Source organism: Streptomyces sp. NPDC017225 (genome assembly GCF_044331465.1).
In the GTDB taxonomy this organism is placed as follows: Bacteria; Actinomycetota; Actinomycetes; order Streptomycetales; family Streptomycetaceae; genus Streptomyces.
On record NZ_JBIRNE010000008.1, the window covers coordinates 256,944 to 273,224 of the forward strand.

Consider the following 16,281-nt stretch of genomic DNA (forward strand, 5'->3'; position numbering starts at 1 on the left):
ACGCGTCCCGTCGTCCGCCCGCGAGGCAGGCGGAGAGGCAGGCGGAAGCGCCGGACAGGCCCCTCAAGGCCGGTCGGACGACCCCGCGGCCCACGTCCCCGCCGCCGCGCCATCCCGTACGAAGTCCCCGAAGTCCCTCGGCGCACGTCCCAGCACCTGCTGGACCCCGTCCGACAGACGGGCGTTGCGTCCGTCGAGCAGGGTGCCGAACAGCTCCACGAGGAACGCGGCCTCTTCCTTCGGCGCCCCGAACCCGGCCAGGTTCTCCCCGTACTGGTGCGGCGACACGGCCCGGTACGTCAGTGGGCGGCCCGTCTCCCCCGCGATCTCGGCGACCGCCTCCTCGAAGGTCAGCAGCCGCGGCCCCGAGACCTCCAGCACCCGCCCGGCGTACCTGTCGCCGGAGGTCAGCGCCGCCACGACCACGTCGGCGACGTCCCGCAGGTCCACGAACGGCTCCCGAGCCCGGTCACCGGCCGGGAACACCAGCTCCCCGCGCTGCCGCAGCTCCTCCACCAGCGGCCCCTCGCTGAAGTTCTGCGCGAACCAGGCGGCCCGTACGACCGTCCAGTCCACGCCGGCCCCGGCCAGTGCCTCCTCGGTGGGCCGCGCCTGCTCCTCGCCCCGCGCCGACAGCAGCACCATCCGCCGCACGCCGAGCCCGGCCGCCTTGCGCGCGAGCGCTCCGACCGTGCCCGCGGCGTCGGGGGCGCCGACGTCCGTGGGACACACCAGAAAGGCCGCGTCGGCGCCGCGCAGGACGTCCGCCCAGGTCGCCGGGGACCGCCAGTCGAAGCCGGTCGCCCGGGACGCCGCTCGCACGGTCAGCCCCGCCGCCCGCGCCGCCTCGGCCACCCGCCGCCCGGTACGGCCGGACGCCCCCGTCACCACGACCGTCCTCTCCCTCTGTGCCGTCATGTCTTCGTGTGCCCTCATGCCCGCCATGTCCGTCATGGCTCCAGTCAACGGCCGGGCGCCGTACGTTCCCATCGCCAAGCGACTCGCCGGCATACGCGTACGTCTACGCTGTGGCGCCATGGACGCACTCGCCGGTCTGCTGGAGGGCCCCCGTGCCCGGGGCGCGTTCATGATCCGCGCCTGTTTCGACCCGCCGTGGGCCGTGCGGGTGGAGGACCGGGCGCCGCTGACGGTGATGCTCATGGTCCGCGGCGACGCCTGGATCGTGCCGGACACGGGGGAGCGGCTGCGGCTGAGCGCCGGCGACCTGGCCATCGCGCGCGGTCCCGGTTCGTACACCTGCGCCGACGACCCCGCCACCCCGCCGCGGGCGGTGATTCTGCCGGGCGGCGCGTGCGGCTACCCCGACGGACGCCCCCTCAACGGCACGATGGACCTCGGAGTGCGTACCTGGGGCGACCGGGCCGACGGCGGCGCCGTGCTGCTGATCGGCACCTACCTGGTGCGCGGCGAGATCGGCGGCCGGCTGCTGGACGCCCTGCCGCCGCTGCTGTCCCTCCCCGCCGACGTGTGGGACAACCCGCTGACACCCCTGCTGATGACGGAGGTCACGCGCGACGAACCGGGCCAGGAGGTGGTCCTGGACCGGCTCCTCGACCTGCTGGTCATCGCCGCGCTGCGCGCCTGGTTCGCCGGCCCCCGGGCCGAGCCGCCCGCCTGGTACCGGGCCCTGGGCGACCCGGTCGTCGGCCGGGCGCTGCGGCTGCTCCAGGACGACCCGGCCCACCCCTGGACGGTGGCCTCGCTCGCCGCGAAGGCCGGGGTCTCCCGCGCCGCGCTCGCCCGGCGCTTCTCCGACCTGGTGGGCGAACCCCCGATGGCCTACCTCACCGGCTGGCGCCTCGCCGTCGCCGCGGACCGGCTGCGCGACACCGGCGACACCCTCGGCGCCATCGCCCGCCAGGTCGGCTACGGCAGCGCGTTCGCGCTGTCCACGGCCTTCAAGCGGGTGTACGGCGTCAGCCCGCAGGAGTACCGGACGGCGTCGGCGTAACCTGGCACCCGTGTACGCGGAACGGGCCTCCCGGCTGACCGGCGCGGTGGTGTGGACCAACACCCCGACCGCGCCCGGCACGGGCCGGGTCCTGCCCGACGGCTGCATGGACCTGCTCTGGTACGACGGCCGCCTGCTGGTCGCCGGCCCCGACACCCGCGCCCACGTCACCGAGGGAGCCCCGGGACCCTGGGCGGGCGTCCGCTTCTACCCCGGCGCCGCGCCCGCCCTCCTCGGCGTCCCCGCCCACGAACTGCGCGACCGGCGCGTCGACCTCACCGACCTCTGGCCGGCCGACCGGGTGCGGCGCCTGGCCGCGCGGGTGAACGCGGCCCCCGACCCGGCGAGCGGTCTGGAGGAGGCCGCGCTGTCCCGGGCGGCCGAGACCGATCCCCCCGACCCGCTGCTGCGCCGGATCGTGGCCGCCCTCGACGCGGGCCGGCCGGTCGCCACCACCGCCGGCGAACTCGGCCTGAGCGCACGTCAGTTGCACCGCCGTTCGCTGACCGCCTTCGGCTACGGCCCCAAGACGCTGGCCCGCGTACTGCGCCTCCAGCGCGCCCTCCGCCTGGCCCGCGCCGGCGCGCCCCTCGCCGAGACGGCCGCCCGGTCCGGTTACGCGGACCAGGCCCATCTGGCGCGGGACGTACGGGAGTTGGCGGGAGCGGCGCCCGGGGAGCTACTGGGCCGACGCGGCTAGCGGCGCGAACAGGTCGACGCCGTGCCCGTCCGGGTCGTTGACCACGGCGTACCGCTGCCCCCACACCGCGTCCCAGGGCCCCAGCTCGCCGTGGCACCCGGCACCGGTGGTCAGCTCCTCGTAGAGCGCGTCCACCTCCGCGGGGCTGTCGCACAAGAGGGCGAGCGAGTGCCGCCCGCCGCCGGCCGGCGGCTGCCAGCCGGGGTGGAAGGAACGGACGGACTCCTCGGTGTCGAGCAGCAGCCGGATCCCGCCCGGCAGCTCGGCCTCGGCGTGCGGCTGGTCCCCGGCGTCCTCGGGGAACGCGAAACCGATGCGGCGGTAGAAGGTCACGGACGCGGCCATGTCGGTGACGACGAGGCCGATGGCGTTGAATCGTGCGGTCATGGGGCCACCGTAGGCAGGGTGTACGAGGCCGGTCTTGAAGGAATCGGACACGCGGGGAGCAGACAGGAAAGAGCGTCGCGGTGGTCCCGCGCCTCAGAAGCCCCTCAAGTCGCTTGTACCGCACGGCCACGGCAACGATCATGGCCCCATGTTCGGACGCGGCAGACAACCGGAGCTCAACGTCCTCGTCCTGCGCGACGCGGACGTCATCGCCCATGGCATCCGCCAGGCGCTCGCCGAGGCGACACCCGATCAGCGGGCCGGCCTGGAGCACGCCGCCGCCCTGGTCGAGCAGGCGGCCGGCGCCTCCGACGCGGAGCTGCGCGCCCGCTGGGTCCACGAACGCTTCGCCATGGCCGGCTACCAGGGCCCCGCCGACTCCGTACAGGCCGTCAAGGTCCTGCGCGACGCGGCACCGGGCCTCAGCCTGCTCTCCGCCGTCCAGCTGACGAAGGACGCCGCGGCGCACCGTCCCTAGGGCCGCGTCAGTTCGCACCTCCCGTCCGCGCAGGACCGGCGCAGCCGCCCGGCCGAGACGGCCTCCGCGAGGCCGATCGCCCAGCATGCCGGGCAGCCACGCAGCGCGAGCAGGCCGACCGGCAGGAGCAGCAGGCTCACCGGGCCGGTGACCGGCAACAGGGCCAGGGACCCGGCGAGCGCGCCGAATCCGACGGCGCCGCGGGCCAGGTGGCGCGGGACGGTGGTGCCGGCGAAACCGCCGCGTGCCGGCCCGGCGGAGGGCGTGGAACCGGGCGTGGCCCCGGGCGTGGAACCGGGCGCGGCGGTACGGGACGCCGTGGTCGGGTCAGCTGTCATCGTCGGGTCCCTTCGTCGCGGCCGGTTCGTCGCGCAGCGCCTCGCGCACCGCGGAACGGGCCCGGTGCAGACGGGACTTCATCGCGGCGGTGCTGAGTCCGAGCCGGTCGGCGACGGTGCGGCCGGGCAGGCCCTGGATGTCCCGCATGACCAGCACCCGCCGCTGGTCGTCGGGCAGGTCGGCGACGGCGGCGGCGACGCGTTCGGCTTCCAGACGCAGCAGCACGTCCTCCTCGGCGGACCGCACGGTCCCGCCGAACGCGTCGCGGCCCGACGTGCCGTGCTGCTCCGGCTCGTAGGCCGGTCCGCGGTGCAGCAGGGCACGAGCGCGGCGCAGGCACTCGTTGCGGACGATCCGGAACATCCACGACGCCAGCGCTCCGGAGGCCCGCAGCATGCCGATCTTGCGGTAGAGGATGATCAGCGCTTCCTGGGCGGCGTCCTCGGCGTCCTGAGGTGTGGCACACAGCGTGCGCGCGAACCGGTGTACGTGCGGGTAGGAGCCGTACACCAGCGCGGTGAGCGACTCGACGTCGCCGCGTTGCGCCGCGACGACCAGGGACGCGCCGGGCCAGGCGCGGTCAGCCACGCTGACGCCTCCGGCGGCGCAGCAGCGTGACGGTGCACGCGCACAGCAGCAGCGCGGCGGCCGCTGCGGCGATGAGGACGGTGGTCATGGGTACCTCCCGGTGATGTGCGGGGCGGACGCGGTCGTCCGCACGTCTATGAGAGGCGCGGCGGGCGCGGAAGGATTCACCCCCGCGCGCGGACCGTTGCTCCGGGGGCCTCGGCGTACGAGCCTCCGGGCCGGGACGGGGAACGTCTGTGCGGCAGGATGTTCGCATGACTCGTCCCACGCGCGTTCTGCCGGTGCTGCTGCTGGCCCCGCTGCTGCTCACCGCCTGCGGCTCCGAGAAGGCGGGCGCCGACCCCGCGACCGGCTCTCCGGCGGGGACGGCCCAGGCCGCGGGCCCCACGTCCAGTTCCTCCGCGAGCACGACCGAGGCCGCCGGTCAGGGCGAACTCGACGCCCGCGCACAGGCGATGGGCATCGCGCCCGAGCTGGTCTACGTCACCGAGTCCCCCGGTTTCACCCTGGCCCAGCAGTCCGTCGGCGCCCTCGGCGACGACGGCTTCTCCGCCGCCTACACGGCCGTCTCGGGAGCCGTGGTCAACATCATGGTCGAGCGGGGCTCGATGACCGAGGAGACCTGCCGCAGCCAACCGGTCGGCCTCACGAGCGGCGAACGGACCACGTGTGACCCCGACGCCGGGACCTTCTACCGCACGGGCGGCGGTCGGCACGAGTACGCCCTGCCGAAGAACGGGCATGTGGTGAAGGTGTCAGCCGACACGGACGACGTGTCGCGCGAGATCCTGCGCGGCGCCGCCGCGTCCGTCCACCGGCCCGACGCCGCCGAGGCCGCGGTCACCCTGCCCTCACCGAAGCCCGTCACCACACCGGTGGAACGCGGCGACCTGCCCCCGTTCGGCGACGGGGCACCCGACAACAGCGTGGACGTGGGCGGCTGACCCCGCCCCGCCGCCCGGTGCCACCGCTCGGCGCGGCCGTCTAAGGTCGGCGCCATGGCCCCCCGACTGCTCCTCTGCACGCGCACCACCGCCTACCGCCACGACTCCATCCCGGACGCGGTCGACGCCGTCGCGACGTTCGGGGAGTTCGAGGCCGACCACACGGAGGACCCGGCGGTCCTGGAGCAACCCCTGGACCCGTACGCCGCCGTCGTCTTCCTCTCCACCAGCGGCGAGGTCCTCACCCCGGCCGGGCGCGCCCGGCTCGCCGCGTACGTCGAGGCGGGCGGGGGCTTCGTCGGCGTGCACGCGGCGGCCTGCACCGAGGACGACTGGCCGTACTACGGCGAGCTGCTCGGCGCCCGCTTCGAGCGCCACCCCGCCTACCAGCCGGGCCGGGTGGTCGTCGAGGACCACGGTCATCCGGCGACCCGGGATCTGCCCGCCGTATGGGAGTTCACCGACGAGTGGTACGACTTCCGCACCAACCCGCGCGGCGCGGTCCGCGTCCTCGCCCGCGCCGACGAGTCGTCGTACGAGGGCGGCGGCATGGGCGACGACCATCCGCTGTCCTGGTGCCGTGAACAGGGCGCGGGCCGCGTCTTCTACACGGCCCTCGGCCACGCCGCCGACGCCTACGCCGACCCGGACTTCCGCGCCCATCTCCGGGGCGGCATCGCCTGGGCGGCGCGGACGGCGTGACACGGGGGACGGGCGCGGGCGCGGTCTCCTACGCGGGCATCGCCCCGCTCTGGGCCGCCTTGCGGTGGCGGGCGGTCATGCGGGAGCCGGATTCTCGGCGGGCGGCGCGGCGCAGGAGGGGGATCGCGAGGAGGAAGCCGAGGACGGTCCAGGCGGTCAGTACCAGGGCGACCATGGGCAGTTCCCAGGCTCCGGCGACCTCGGCGGCCTGCGCGGAGTCCGGCAGCAGCGCCGAACGCAGGCCCTGTGCCATCCACTTGAGCGGGAAGACGGAGGCCACCTGCTGGACCGGCACGGGCATCGAGGTGATCGGGATCACCGCTCCGGAGGTGAACAGCAGCCCCATCGCGGGGAGCATGATCAACGCCAGTGCCTCGCGCGGGTTGGGCAGCACGGCGCCGATGGCCGCGCCCAGCGGTACGACGGCGAGCAGCCCGAGCATGGTGACCCACAGCAGCGTCAGCCAGTCGCCCGGCCCGGACGGCAGCGGGCCGTTCACCAGCAGGGCCGAGGCCGCCAGAAGCAGGACCAGGGTGCCGACCGCCGTGCCGACCACCAGCAGGCACTTGGCTATGAGGTACGCCGGTATCCCGCCGGGTGTCGCGCGCAGCCGCAGCAGGGCGCCCTCCTCCCGCTCGGTCACCAGCATTTGCGGGAGGTTGATCAGCCCGATCTGGAACAGCAGATAGGCGGCGAAGCCCGCGAGCACCAGATGGGCCATCGGGGTGTCGGTGCCGGGGACGTCGTCGCTCATGTAGCCGGCGATCACCAGGGCGACGACCACGTTGCTCAGATGGCCGAACAGCTCCTTGGGGGTGCGCAGGAGCTGCCGCAGCTCGATGCCGCCGCGGAGGAAGCCCGCCCGCCAGTGCCTCTTCGTCATGTGTGTTCCGTGTGTTCGGGGTGTTCCGGGTGTTTCCCTCATGCGGCCTGTGCCTCCCTGTCCACGGACTCGTCCGTGTCGTCGGACTCCCGGTGCACCATGTGCAGGTAGGTGTCCTCCAGCGTCGGGCGGCGGACCTCCAGGTCCGCGATCGGGCCGTGCGCGTCCCGGTGGAGTTCCCAGACCAGCTGGGAGGGGTCCTCCGTGCGTTCGCGGCGGGATGTGCCGTCGTCGTCCGTCCAGCGGACCTCGGCCTGCGCGGCGGCTCCCCGGGCCAGTTCCGACGGGGTGCCGCAGGCCCGGATCCGGCCGCCGACCAGCATGGCGATCCGGTCGGCGAGCCGCTCGGCCTCCACCAGGTCGTGCGTGGTGAGCAGGACGGTGACGCCTTCGTCGCGGGCCAGGCGTTCGACCAGCAGGTGGAACTCGCGCCGCGCCTCGGGGTCGAAGCCGGTGGTCGGCTCGTCCAGGAAGAGGAGTTCGGGGCGGCCGACGATGCCGAGCGCCACGTCCAGCCGCCGTCGCTGGCCGCCGGAGAGCCGGTTCACCTGCCGGCCGGCCTGCTCGGTGAGGCCGACGAGCGCCAGCAGCTCGTCCGGGTCGCGCGGGTCGGGGTAGTACGTCGCGAAGTGCGTCAGGAGTTCGGCGACCCGCCAGCGCGGGTGGTCACGCCAGGACTGCAGGACCAGGCCGATGCGGCCGCGCCAGGCGTCGTCGCCGCGCTCCGGGTCCGCGCCGAGGACGCTGACCTCTCCGGAGGAGCGTTGCCGGAAGCCCTCCAGGATCTCGACGGTGGTGGTCTTGCCGGCGCCGTTGGGTCCGAGCAGGGCGAAGACCTCGCCCCGGTGGATGTCCAGGTCGATGCCGTGGAGGACGTCGACGTCGCCGTACGCCATCGTCAGGTCGCGTATCCGGATCACCGGTCGGGTGGTCGGGTGCTCGTGCTGCGTCATCGTCCTGCCCTCGAGGGTTGCTGCTGTCGTGGTGCCGACTCGGTCGTCGCCGTCGCCGTCGCCGTCGCCGTCGTCGTCGGACCGGCGCGCTCGACGATCGACCGGAGCGCCGCCACGTGGCCCTCGAAGGCGGTCCGGCCGCGGTCCGTCAGCCGTACCTTCGTGCGCCTCTTGCGGCCGCCGCCCTCCTTGTGGATCTCCAGGTACTCGGCCTCTTCCAGAGTGTGCAGCTGCTTGGACAGCGCGGAGTCGCTGAGCGAGAGGCTGTCGCGGATGAACGCGAAGTCCGCCCACTCGGTGGCGGCGAGCAGCGAGACCACCGACAGCCGGGTGGCGGGATGGATCAGCTCGTCGAAGCCGGTGGGTGTACTCACCGGCCCGCCTCTTCGCGGACCGTCCGTGCGCCGCGGCCACGCAGCGCGCCGGTCGACCAGCGGGTCGTCGTCCCGACGCACGCGATGTACACGGCCGCCGAGACCGTGGCCTGGACGAGACTGGCCGACATCGGGTCCAGCGACTCGAGCAGACGGCCGGAGAGCACGATCGTCGTGCCGGTCACCACCATCCCCGCGACGAACGCGGCGAGCATGCGCCAGTCGGCGTGGGAGTGGTGCAGTTGCATCCGGCTCCTGCGGTGGTACCTCACGGCCAGTGCGCTCAGCAGCGTGACGTAGGCGGCGAGGGCCAGCCAGACGCCCCACCGGGGCAGGTCCAGGCCCAGTGCGGCCAGGAAGACCCACATGATCGCGGCCGTGATGCGGGTCGCGCCGGGGCCGTTGGTCCCGGACCGCTCGAACTCGTCGTACACCCGCTCCTGCGGAACCCGGATGCGCTGAAGATCCCGCCATGCCTGTTCGGCGTCCACCGGTGCGCTCACGGCCACCGCCTCCCCGTTCCCTGTTGCGTGCACGCTTGACTTGCCTGCTGGGAAAGTTACCTTTGGCTTTCCCGGCAGGCAAGTAGGCAGGTGGGGGCGGGGCGGCGGCCCGGCCGGTCAGTGCTCGAAGGTGGCGACCGTTTCGAGGCCGGCGTGCCGCAGAGTCCGGTGCACGGCCGGGTGGGCCCCGCGGACGGTGATGGCGGCCGGTTCGGGGGCCCGGGTGACCGCGCGCAGGAGTGCGTAGGCGCAGGCCAGATCGATGTGGTGCAGGTCGTTCATCTCAAGGGTCCAGGCTCCGGGCTGCCGCAGACGCTCGTCGAGGAGGAGTTCCTCCAGTACGCGCAGCGCGGGGGCGTCCAGGTCGCCGGAGAAGGCCAGCACGGCGTGCTGCCCGTCGGCCTCGGCGATCCTCACGGGTGGGGTCTGGCCAGGGGAGTGGCTCGGGCGATGAGGGTCGGCGGTCACGACGGCCTCCTCGACGGCGCGTAGCGGGCGTGCGTGGCTTCCATTGTCCCCCCAGCGGCGCCGAGGGGACGTCCGGGACGTCCGGGACGTCCCGGAATAGATCCGCCCGACGGAACGCTGTGAGATGAGCGGTGCGGCAGGGCATCAGTGCGGCGAAGGGCTGGTGAGCGGGTGATGGCGGACAGGACGAACCCTGTGGTCAGTACGCCGTACGGGACCGTACGCGGCAGGTACGAGCACGGAGTCGCCGTGTTCCGGGGCATCCCCTACGCGGCCCCTCCCTTCGGCCCCCGCCGGTTCCGCCCGCCCGTGCCGCCCCAGCCCTGGGACGGGGTGCGCGACGCGGGCTCCTTCGGCCCCACGGCGCCGAAACCGCCGTACTCCGAGGCCTTCGCCCAGTACCTCTCCGACCCGAAGATCCCCGGCGACGACTGCCTCAACCTCAACGTCTGGACCCCCGAGCCGGGCCCCGGCGCCCGGCTGCCCGTCCTGGTCTGGCTGCACGGCGGCGCCCTGACCAGGGGCTCCTCCGCCGTACCCGTCTACGACGGCCGCACCTTCGCGCGGGACGGCGTGGTCTGCGTGTCGATCAACTACCGGCTGGGCATCGAGGGCTACGGCCTGTTCCCGGACACCCCCGCCAACGCCGGCCTGCGTGACCAGCTCGCCGCCCTGGAGTGGGTGCGCGAGTCGATCGCGGCCTTCGGTGGCGACCCCGACCGGGTCACCGTCGCCGGCCAGTCCGCCGGAGCCATCAGCACCGGTGCCCTCCTCGCCGCCCCGGGGGCTCAGGGACTGTTCCGGCGGGCCGTGCTCCAGAGCGGCGCGCCGGAGGCCGCCGACCGCGACAAGGTGCGGCGGATGGTCCGCCGCATCGCCTCCCGCCTGAGAATCCCCGCCACCGCCGCGGCCTTCGCCGCCGCCGACCGGGAGCAGCTGCTCCGCGCCCAGGCCGACGTGGGCAGGCTCAGCAGCCCCGTACTCGGCGGGCCCGCCTTCGGGGTCGTCGTCGACGGCGACGTGGTCCCGCGCGATCCGCTGGAGGCGCTGGTGGAGGGCGGGGCGGCACCCGGCGTCGACCTGCTGATGGGCTGGACCCGAGACGAGTACCGGCTCTGGCTGGTGCCCGGCGGCCTCCTCGAACGCGTCGACCGGCTCGGCGCCGTCGCCCTGGCCGGTGCCCGCGCCCGCGTCCACTGCGGCAACGAGGTCGTACGCGGCTACCGCGCCCTGCGGCCCGACGCCGGTGCCGCCGAGACCGTCGGCCAGCTCGTCACCGACCACCTGCTCCGCATCCCGGTCCACCGCCTGGCCGACGCGCGGCCGGGCTCGTCCTACGTCTACGAGTTCGCCTGGCCGTCCGGGCTGCCCGACCTCGGCGCCTGCCACGCCCTGGAGCTGGGCTTCGTCTTCGACTCCGGGGACGCGCCCGACTCACGCAGGCTGGCGGGCGAGGGTGCTCCGCAGGAGCTGGCCGACGCGATGCACGGGGCGTGGGTGCGGTTCGCGGAGACCGGCGACCCGGGCTGGACGGCGTGGGACGCCACGCATCCCGTGCGGATCTTCGGCGACGGCGCGGCGCGTACGGCGTACGGCCCGCGTGACGCCGAGTTCGACCTGTGGAAGGCCGACGTCACCACGCGAGGAACGCGGTCCAGGCGGCTGGTTCGACGGTGATGTGAGGGGCGGTGGGGTCGGTGGCCTTGGAGTCGCGGATGTGGATGGTGGTGGGTTCGGTGGCGACCTCTACGCAGTTGCCGCCGTCGCTGCCGCTGTAGCTGGACTTGCGCCAGGTGTAGGCGACTTCCAGGCAGGCGCCGCCTTCGCTGCCGCTGTAGCTCGACTTGAACCAGTCAAGTGCGTTGCCGCTCATTACTCTCCCAGAAGACGGTCCAGTAGGGCCCTCGTGTCCTCGGTGTTGAGGGCTTGCGTCCGCAGCATCGCATATTTCTGGGTCAGGATTCCCACCCCACCAGGGTCGCCGATCAGTTGGCTGCCACGCTGCGTTTCCATGTAGGCGAGCCGTTGATAGTCGGGGTCTCGAGCAGAATGAATGGCCCGTCAAGCCCTGCGTGTGTGGTGCGCCCGAGCGGCAGGATCTGTAGGACGATCCCGGGTACGTCGGCGTACTCGCGCAACCTCTGGATCTGTTCGACGTACACCTTCCTGCCGCCCAATTGGTCGCGCAGCGCAGCCTCCCAGATCACAAAGCTCGTCGTGGGTGGCACCTTGCGGTGCAGGATGTCTTGACGCTCGACCCGTGCTGCCACCAGCTGCTCGATCGTGTCCTCGTCATACACAGGCACGCGGCTGCGGAAGACCGCCCGCGCGTACCCGCCGGTCTGAAGCAGGCCGGGGACCGCCAGGCCCTCGTACCAAGAGATCGCAACCGCTTCCCGCTCCCGATCCAGATACTCCTCCGCCCACAACGGAACCAGATCCACCTCCGGCATCCTGCTCAACGCGACCGACAAGGCCCCTTTCGTCCCCAGGAGTTCGTCGAGCTGCTCCGCGAGATCCGGCTTCAGTGGGCGCCTGCCCTGTTCGATCGACGCGATCTGCTCCTCGCCGATGACGAACCGCTCGCCCAGCGACCTCTGCGTGTGTCCGGCTTCCTTGCGGTAGAGGGCGAGCAGTGCCCCCACCATCTTCATCGCGGAGGCGTTCCTCCGTGTCGTCGTGCCCATGAGGTCGAACTCCCCACCCACCCGCGTACGTTCACCATCGCGCACCCGTACGGTCCCGCTGTACGGCAGTGCGCTCTGTCTCATCATGGCCACAGAGCGTGACCCTCGTCACGTGAACGAAGAAACTCAACCCCCGTCCCCACGTGAACGCCTCTACCGCCGCGAACGCCGGTCGGTCCCCGCCGCGAGGGCGTTCGCGCGGGAGGCGCTCGCCGAGTGGGGCATGCGTGAGCGCGCGGACGACGTGGTGCTGTGCGTCAGCGAACTGGCGACCAACGCCCTGGTGCACGGCGTACCACCCGGCCGGGGCTTCCTGCTGCGGCTCCTGCCCTGCGGTGACGGCGTCCGTGTGGAGGTGCACGACAGCGGGGTCGGCGTACCGGCGGTGCCGCAGGCGGACGTACGGGAGCCCGGCGAGGGTGGGCGCGGGCTGCTGCTCGTGTCGGAGCTGGCGGACAAGTGGGGAGTGGGGGAGCGGGCTCCCGGCAAGATCGTGTGGTGCGAGGTGGGGATCACGTAGGGCGTGACGGGCGCGGGCGTCCGGTCATGCCGACGCGGGCCCCGACGCGATCGACGTGATCACCTCCGGCCCCACCCGGCAGCACCCGCCGACCAGCCGGGCCCCGGCCGCCCGCCAGCCCCGTACCCGCTCGGCGGCGAACGACGAGCGCCCCCGCCACGCCCGCGTCTGAGCGTCCCACGCCTCCCCGCTGTTGGGGTAGGCGACGACGGGCTTGCCGGTGACCCGGGCGGCGGTCTCGACCGCGCCCGCCACGTCCTCGGGGGCGCAGCAGTTCACGCCCACCGCGATCACCTCCTCCGCGTCCCCCGCCAGGGCGAAGGCCTCCTCCAGCGGCTGGCCGGCGCGGGTGCGGTCGCCCGTGACGGTGTACGACAGCCAGGCCGGCACGCCCAGGTGGCGCACCGCCCGCAGCAGCGCCGTGGCCTCCTCCGTGTCGGGGACCGTCTCCAGGGCGAGGACGTCGGGCCGGGCGGCGGCCAGGACCTCCAGCCGTGGCCGGTGGAAGCGCTCCAGTTCCCCGGCACCGAGCCCGTAGCGGCCCCGGTACTCGGAGCCGTCCGCGAGCATCGCGCCGTACGGGCCGGCCGACGCCGCCACCCACAGGGGGCGGGACGCCCGTGCGCGGCGGGCGGCGTCCCGGGCCAGTTCCACGCTGAGCGTGAGCAGTTCGGTCGCGCGCCGCCGGTCGACGCCGCGCCGGGCGAAGCCCTCGAAGGTGGCCTGGTAACTGGAGGTGATCGCCACGTCCGCGCCCGCCTCGTAGTAGGCGAGGTGCGCGTCGGTGATCGCGCCGGGGTCCTCGGCGAGCAGGCGGGCCGACCACAGTGCGTCGCTCAGGTCGTGACCGGCAGACTCCAGCTGGTTGGACAGCCCGCCGTCGAGCACGAGCGGGCGGCCGGAGGCGAGGGCGTCGGCGAAGTCGCTGGTCATGGTACGAGGCTAGCCAGTCGGGCCGGGGCCCGTAGGACTTGTCCCCCGTGAGAGCTACGGCGAGGTGCCCACCGTGAGGTGACGATCTCCGGCCGCCGGATCCGTAGCGTTCAGTGCAGTCCGCGGCGCTTGGGTCCCGGCCCCGATCAAGGAGTTTTTCCGTGAGGTTTGTCTGGCAGTTCCTCGCCGTCATGGTGATGTTCGCCGCCACCGGCAGTGCCACCAGCGCGGTGAAGGACAACGACTGGCTCGCACTCGTCGTCGGTCTCACGTCGGCCGCGCTCGCGATCCTCGTGTACGCGTGGGTGGTGCGGCGCACCGAACACCGGGCGGCCCCGGACGTGGCCCGTGAGGGCGCCGTCGTCAAGACCGGCTGGGGGATGCTGATCGGTCTCGGGATGTTCGGGGCCGTCATCGCGAACCTCTACGCCGCCGGGCACTACGAGATCGACGGCCTGGGCTCACCGGAGGGCGCCGTGGGGCTGGTGGGCTTCATGGCCGGCGCGGCCGTGGCGGAGGAAGTGGTCTTCCGGGGTGTCCTGTTCCGGATCATCGAGGAGCACATAGGCACGTACATCTCGCTCGTGCTGACCGGCGTCGTGTTCGGCCTCATGCACCTGGCCAACGAGAACGCGACCCTCTGGGGCGCGATCGCCATCGCCATCGAGGCCGGCTTCATGCTCGCCGCCGCGTACGCCGCCACCCGCACCCTGTGGGTCCCCATCGGCGTGCACTTCGGCTGGAACTTCGCCGCGGCCGGCATCTTCAGTACCGAGGTGTCCGGCAACGGCGCCAGCCAGGGACTGCTCGACACCGCGACGTCGGGACCGGAGCTGTTCACCGGCGGCGGGTTCGGACCGGAGGGCAGCATCCACGCGATCGGCTTCGGCGTGGTGCTGACGATCGTGTTCCTGTGGCTGGCCCACCGGCGCGGCAACATCAAGCCCCGCTCCCGGCGGGCCGCCCGTGTCAACTCCACCGCTACACTTCCCCAGTGATCGATCGTCGGCGGGTTCCTGAGCTGTGGCATCGGCTCGACGTCACCGTCCGGGACCTCCCGCTCGGGGTGCTGCTCCTCGTCGCGTCGCTCCTGCCGGGGCTGCGCGGCAACGGGACGGAGGTCGGCGGTCTGCCGACCCAGTCCCTCGACGCGCTGGGCGGCGTGGCGGTCGTCCTCCAGTCCCTTCCCCTGGCCCTGCGCCGACGGTGGCCCGCTCTCTGCCTCGCCCTGATCGCGATCGGCTTCGCCGTCGACCAGGCCAACGGCTACCACCTGCTCGCCGGCACCGCGCTGCCCATCGCGCTGCTGAGCGCCGGGTCCTACCTGGAGCGGTACCGGCGCGTCACCCTGCTCGTCCTCTCCGCCGTGTACGTGCCGCTGGCCGTCGTGCTGCACCGGCGCGGTCCGGGTGAACCGGCCGCCGAGTTCGTGACGTTCTACCTGGCACTGGCCCTGGCGTGGGGTGTCGGCGTGTGGATGCGCTCCGCCCGGGCCGCGGAGGCCGAGCGCCGGGCCCGCGTCGCCGACGACGCCCGCGCCGCCGAACGCGGCCGCATCGCACGCGAGTTGCACGACGTCGTGACCCACCACGTGACGGCGATGGTCGTACAGGCGGAGGCGGCACGGTATCTGACCGCCGCGCCGGAGCGCCTCGACCAGACCCTGACGGCCGTCAGCGACACCGGCCGGCGGGCCATCACCGACCTGCGGCACCTGCTCGACCTGCTCAACCCGGACCACGGGACCGGCCACGTCTCCGGCCCCGGCAGCGAGGCCAGGACGCCGCCCGTCGGCAGACTGCTCACCCTGGTCGAGCAGACGCGGCGGGCCGGGCAGCCCGTGGAGTTCACCGAGGAGGGCACGCCGGCGACGTCGACCGGCAGCGCCGACCTCGTGGCGTACAGGGTCGTGCAGGAAGCCCTGACGAACGCCCTCAAGTACGACCACGGAAGCCGCACCTCGGTCCTGGTCCGTCATTGCGAAAGGGAGATCACGGTGGAGGTCGGCACGGACGGGTCCGGTTCGCGGGCCGCGTCGCCCGGCGGCAGCGGGCGGGGCCTGGCCGGGCTGCGCGAACGGGTCGACGTCCTGGGCGGCGAATTCAGCGCGGACCGCGAGGCGGGCGGCGGCTTCGTCGTCCGGGCCCGGATACCCGCGGGGAGCCCGTCATGAGCGCGCCGGTCCGGGTCCTGGTCTGCGACGACCAGGTACTGATCCGCACCGGACTGGCGACGATCATCGACGCCCAGCCCGACCTGGAGGTGGCGGGCGAGTGCGGCGACGGGCAGGCCGCGGTCGACATGGCCGGTGAGCTGCGTCCCGACGTCGTGGTGATGGACGTACGCATGCCGGTGCTCGACGGCATCGAGGCCACCCGCCTGCTGGCCGGCGCCGGGGTGGCGCATCCCGTCAAGGTGCTCGTGGTGACGACGTTCAACCTGGACGAGTACGTCTACGAGGCGCTGCGCGCCGGAGCGAGCGGGTTCCTGCTCAAGGACGCGCCGCCCGACCGGCTGCTGCACGGCATCCGGACCGTGGCCATGGGGGCGGCGCTGCTGGACCCCGACGTGACGCGCCGGCTCGTGGGCCAGTACGCCGCCCGCATCCGGCCCACCCGTGGCACCCCGACCGACCTCCCGCTGACCCCCCGGGAGACGGAGGTCCTCCGCCTCATCGCGGACGGCCTCTCCAACAGCGAGATCGCCGCCGCCCTCGTGATCAGCCCCGAGACCGTCAAGACCTTCGTCTCCCGCATCCTCACCAAACTCGACCTGCGCGACCGCGTCCAGGCGGTCGTCTACGCCTACCGGCACGGTCTGGTGGCCTGACGCGCGCGTCGCGTGAGCAGC

Annotated in this window: 21 protein-coding genes and 1 pseudogene; 10 read left to right on the forward strand and 12 right to left on the reverse strand. The window is 73.4% G+C overall.

The window, feature by feature from the left end:
- Positions 1-63: 63 nt before the first annotated feature.
- The gene (locus ACH4NX_RS19880; protein ID WP_398129251.1) at positions 64-936 is read right to left on the reverse strand and encodes an NmrA family NAD(P)-binding protein; all 873 of its coding nucleotides are present in this window, start codon (positions 934-936) and stop codon (positions 64-66) included.
- Between the two features lie 100 nt (positions 937-1,036).
- Between ACH4NX_RS19880 and ACH4NX_RS19885 the strand changes: the two genes are divergently transcribed.
- Both ACH4NX_RS19885 and ACH4NX_RS19890 read left to right on the forward strand, forming a co-directional pair.
- Entirely contained in the window at positions 1,037-1,972 is a 936-nt protein-coding gene (locus tag ACH4NX_RS19885; RefSeq protein WP_351391749.1) for an AraC family transcriptional regulator, read from the forward strand.
- A gap of 10 nt (positions 1,973-1,982) precedes the next feature.
- Positions 1,983-2,672 carry a helix-turn-helix domain-containing protein gene (locus ACH4NX_RS19890; protein ID WP_398129250.1) on the forward strand — a complete coding sequence of 230 codons (690 nt, stop codon included), beginning with the start codon at positions 1,983-1,985 and terminating at the stop codon, positions 2,670-2,672.
- Here ACH4NX_RS19890 and ACH4NX_RS19895 read toward each other — a convergent pair.
- On the reverse strand, positions 2,652-3,059 hold the full coding sequence (locus ACH4NX_RS19895) for a VOC family protein (protein ID WP_398129249.1): 408 nt from the start codon (positions 3,057-3,059) through the stop codon (positions 2,652-2,654). The two genes, ACH4NX_RS19890 and ACH4NX_RS19895, sit on opposite strands and share 21 nt — an antisense overlap.
- Before the next feature lie 148 nt (positions 3,060-3,207).
- On the opposite strand from ACH4NX_RS19895, the gene ACH4NX_RS19900 reads away from it, so the two are divergent.
- Positions 3,208-3,537 (forward strand): hypothetical protein, encoded by a 330-nt coding sequence (locus tag ACH4NX_RS19900; RefSeq protein ID WP_351391753.1) that lies wholly within the window; start codon positions 3,208-3,210, stop codon positions 3,535-3,537.
- On the opposite strand, the gene ACH4NX_RS19905 is transcribed toward ACH4NX_RS19900, so the two are convergent.
- On the reverse strand, positions 3,534-3,875 hold the full coding sequence (locus tag ACH4NX_RS19905) for a hypothetical protein (protein ID WP_398129248.1): 342 nt from the start codon (positions 3,873-3,875) through the stop codon (positions 3,534-3,536). The genes ACH4NX_RS19900 and ACH4NX_RS19905 overlap by 4 nt on opposite strands.
- The gene (locus ACH4NX_RS19910; protein WP_398129247.1) at positions 3,865-4,464 is read right to left on the reverse strand and encodes an RNA polymerase sigma factor; all 600 of its coding nucleotides are present in this window, start codon (positions 4,462-4,464) and stop codon (positions 3,865-3,867) included. The genes ACH4NX_RS19905 and ACH4NX_RS19910 overlap by 11 nt, the downstream gene beginning before the upstream one ends.
- 254 nt (positions 4,465-4,718) lie before the next feature.
- Here ACH4NX_RS19910 and ACH4NX_RS19915 point away from each other — a divergent pair, with 254 nt between their 5' ends.
- Together ACH4NX_RS19915 and ACH4NX_RS19920 are read left to right on the forward strand one after the other, a co-directional pair.
- Positions 4,719-5,408, forward strand: coding sequence for a hypothetical protein (locus ACH4NX_RS19915; RefSeq protein WP_351391759.1), 690 nt, complete (start codon positions 4,719-4,721; stop codon positions 5,406-5,408).
- Positions 5,409-5,462: 54 nt separating this feature from the next.
- On the forward strand, positions 5,463-6,110 hold the full coding sequence (locus ACH4NX_RS19920) for a ThuA domain-containing protein (RefSeq protein ID WP_398129246.1): 648 nt from the start codon (positions 5,463-5,465) through the stop codon (positions 6,108-6,110).
- Between the two features lie 28 nt (positions 6,111-6,138).
- Here ACH4NX_RS19920 and ACH4NX_RS19925 read toward each other — a convergent pair whose 3' ends face one another.
- From ACH4NX_RS19925 to ACH4NX_RS19945, 5 genes are all read right to left on the reverse strand, one after another.
- Entirely contained in the window at positions 6,139-6,993 is an 855-nt protein-coding gene (locus ACH4NX_RS19925) for an ABC transporter permease (RefSeq protein WP_398129245.1), read from the reverse strand.
- A gap of 38 nt (positions 6,994-7,031) precedes the next feature.
- Positions 7,032-7,946, reverse strand: coding sequence for an ABC transporter ATP-binding protein (locus tag ACH4NX_RS19930; RefSeq protein ID WP_351391766.1), 915 nt, complete (start codon positions 7,944-7,946; stop codon positions 7,032-7,034).
- A complete protein-coding gene (locus ACH4NX_RS19935; RefSeq protein WP_398129244.1) occupies positions 7,943-8,320 on the reverse strand; it encodes a transcriptional regulator in 378 nt (125 codons plus the stop codon). Before ACH4NX_RS19935 ends, ACH4NX_RS19930 begins: the two co-directional genes overlap by 4 nt.
- Positions 8,317-8,823, reverse strand: coding sequence for a hypothetical protein (locus tag ACH4NX_RS19940; RefSeq protein WP_351391771.1), 507 nt, complete (start codon positions 8,821-8,823; stop codon positions 8,317-8,319). Before ACH4NX_RS19940 ends, ACH4NX_RS19935 begins: the two co-directional genes overlap by 4 nt.
- Before the next feature lie 117 nt (positions 8,824-8,940).
- Positions 8,941-9,240: an STAS domain-containing protein gene (locus tag ACH4NX_RS19945; protein ID WP_351391774.1), complete on the reverse strand. Its 300-nt coding sequence runs from the start codon at positions 9,238-9,240 to the stop codon at positions 8,941-8,943.
- A gap of 225 nt (positions 9,241-9,465) precedes the next feature.
- Between ACH4NX_RS19945 and ACH4NX_RS19950 the strand changes: the two genes are divergently transcribed.
- Positions 9,466-10,968 (forward strand): carboxylesterase/lipase family protein, encoded by a 1,503-nt coding sequence (locus ACH4NX_RS19950; protein WP_398129243.1) that lies wholly within the window; start codon positions 9,466-9,468, stop codon positions 10,966-10,968.
- On the opposite strand, the gene ACH4NX_RS19955 is transcribed toward ACH4NX_RS19950, so the two are convergent.
- Together ACH4NX_RS19955 and ACH4NX_RS19960 are read right to left on the reverse strand one after the other, a co-directional pair.
- Positions 10,925-11,164 carry a DUF397 domain-containing protein gene (locus ACH4NX_RS19955; protein ID WP_398129242.1) on the reverse strand — a complete coding sequence of 80 codons (240 nt, stop codon included), beginning with the start codon at positions 11,162-11,164 and terminating at the stop codon, positions 10,925-10,927. The genes ACH4NX_RS19950 and ACH4NX_RS19955 overlap by 44 nt on opposite strands.
- A pseudogene (locus tag ACH4NX_RS19960) lies at positions 11,164-11,978 on the reverse strand (helix-turn-helix domain-containing protein). Before ACH4NX_RS19960 ends, ACH4NX_RS19955 begins: the two are co-directional and overlap by 1 nt.
- A 112-nt stretch (positions 11,979-12,090) precedes the next feature.
- Between ACH4NX_RS19960 and ACH4NX_RS19965 the strand changes: the two are divergent.
- Positions 12,091-12,498, forward strand: coding sequence for an ATP-binding protein (locus tag ACH4NX_RS19965; protein ID WP_351391784.1), 408 nt, complete (start codon positions 12,091-12,093; stop codon positions 12,496-12,498).
- A 24-nt stretch (positions 12,499-12,522) separates the two neighbouring features.
- Here ACH4NX_RS19965 and mmuM read toward each other — a convergent pair whose 3' ends face one another.
- On the reverse strand, positions 12,523-13,431 hold the full coding sequence (gene mmuM, locus ACH4NX_RS19970) for a homocysteine S-methyltransferase (RefSeq protein ID WP_398129241.1): 909 nt from the start codon (positions 13,429-13,431) through the stop codon (positions 12,523-12,525).
- A 161-nt stretch (positions 13,432-13,592) separates the two neighbouring features.
- Here mmuM and ACH4NX_RS19975 point away from each other — a divergent pair, with 161 nt between their 5' ends.
- The 3 genes from ACH4NX_RS19975 to ACH4NX_RS19985 are packed head-to-tail and all read left to right on the forward strand — an operon-like array spanning position 13,593 to position 16,260.
- Positions 13,593-14,429 (forward strand): type II CAAX endopeptidase family protein, encoded by an 837-nt coding sequence (locus ACH4NX_RS19975; protein ID WP_351391790.1) that lies wholly within the window; start codon positions 13,593-13,595, stop codon positions 14,427-14,429.
- The gene (locus tag ACH4NX_RS19980) at positions 14,426-15,604 is read left to right on the forward strand and encodes a sensor histidine kinase (RefSeq protein WP_398129240.1); all 1,179 of its coding nucleotides are present in this window, start codon (positions 14,426-14,428) and stop codon (positions 15,602-15,604) included. The genes ACH4NX_RS19975 and ACH4NX_RS19980 overlap by 4 nt, the downstream gene beginning before the upstream one ends.
- On the forward strand, positions 15,601-16,260 hold the full coding sequence (locus ACH4NX_RS19985) for a response regulator transcription factor (protein WP_351391795.1): 660 nt from the start codon (positions 15,601-15,603) through the stop codon (positions 16,258-16,260). The genes ACH4NX_RS19980 and ACH4NX_RS19985 overlap by 4 nt, the downstream gene beginning before the upstream one ends.
- The last annotated feature ends 21 nt before the right edge of the window (positions 16,261-16,281 follow it).

Coding starts and splice junctions, on each gene's coding strand:
- ACH4NX_RS19880 (WP_398129251.1), bottom strand. CDS start 936: ATGAGGGCACACGAAGACATGACGGCACAGAGGGAGAGGACGGTCGTG.
- ACH4NX_RS19885 (WP_351391749.1), top strand. CDS start 1,037: ATGGACGCACTCGCCGGTCTGCTGGAGGGCCCCCGTGCCCGGGGCGCG.
- ACH4NX_RS19895 (WP_398129249.1), bottom strand. CDS start 3,059: ATGACCGCACGATTCAACGCCATCGGCCTCGTCGTCACCGACATGGCC.
- ACH4NX_RS19900 (WP_351391753.1), top strand. CDS start 3,208: ATGTTCGGACGCGGCAGACAACCGGAGCTCAACGTCCTCGTCCTGCGC.
- ACH4NX_RS19905 (WP_398129248.1), bottom strand. CDS start 3,875: ATGACAGCTGACCCGACCACGGCGTCCCGTACCGCCGCGCCCGGTTCC.
- ACH4NX_RS19915 (WP_351391759.1), top strand. CDS start 4,719: ATGACTCGTCCCACGCGCGTTCTGCCGGTGCTGCTGCTGGCCCCGCTG.
- ACH4NX_RS19920 (WP_398129246.1), top strand. CDS start 5,463: ATGGCCCCCCGACTGCTCCTCTGCACGCGCACCACCGCCTACCGCCAC.
- ACH4NX_RS19925 (WP_398129245.1), bottom strand. CDS start 6,993: ATGACGAAGAGGCACTGGCGGGCGGGCTTCCTCCGCGGCGGCATCGAG.
- ACH4NX_RS19930 (WP_351391766.1), bottom strand. CDS start 7,946: ATGACGCAGCACGAGCACCCGACCACCCGACCGGTGATCCGGATACGC.
- ACH4NX_RS19950 (WP_398129243.1), top strand. CDS start 9,466: ATGGCGGACAGGACGAACCCTGTGGTCAGTACGCCGTACGGGACCGTA.
- ACH4NX_RS19955 (WP_398129242.1), bottom strand. CDS start 11,164: ATGAGCGGCAACGCACTTGACTGGTTCAAGTCGAGCTACAGCGGCAGC.
- mmuM (WP_398129241.1), bottom strand. CDS start 13,431: ATGACCAGCGACTTCGCCGACGCCCTCGCCTCCGGCCGCCCGCTCGTG.
- ACH4NX_RS19985 (WP_351391795.1), top strand. CDS start 15,601: ATGAGCGCGCCGGTCCGGGTCCTGGTCTGCGACGACCAGGTACTGATC.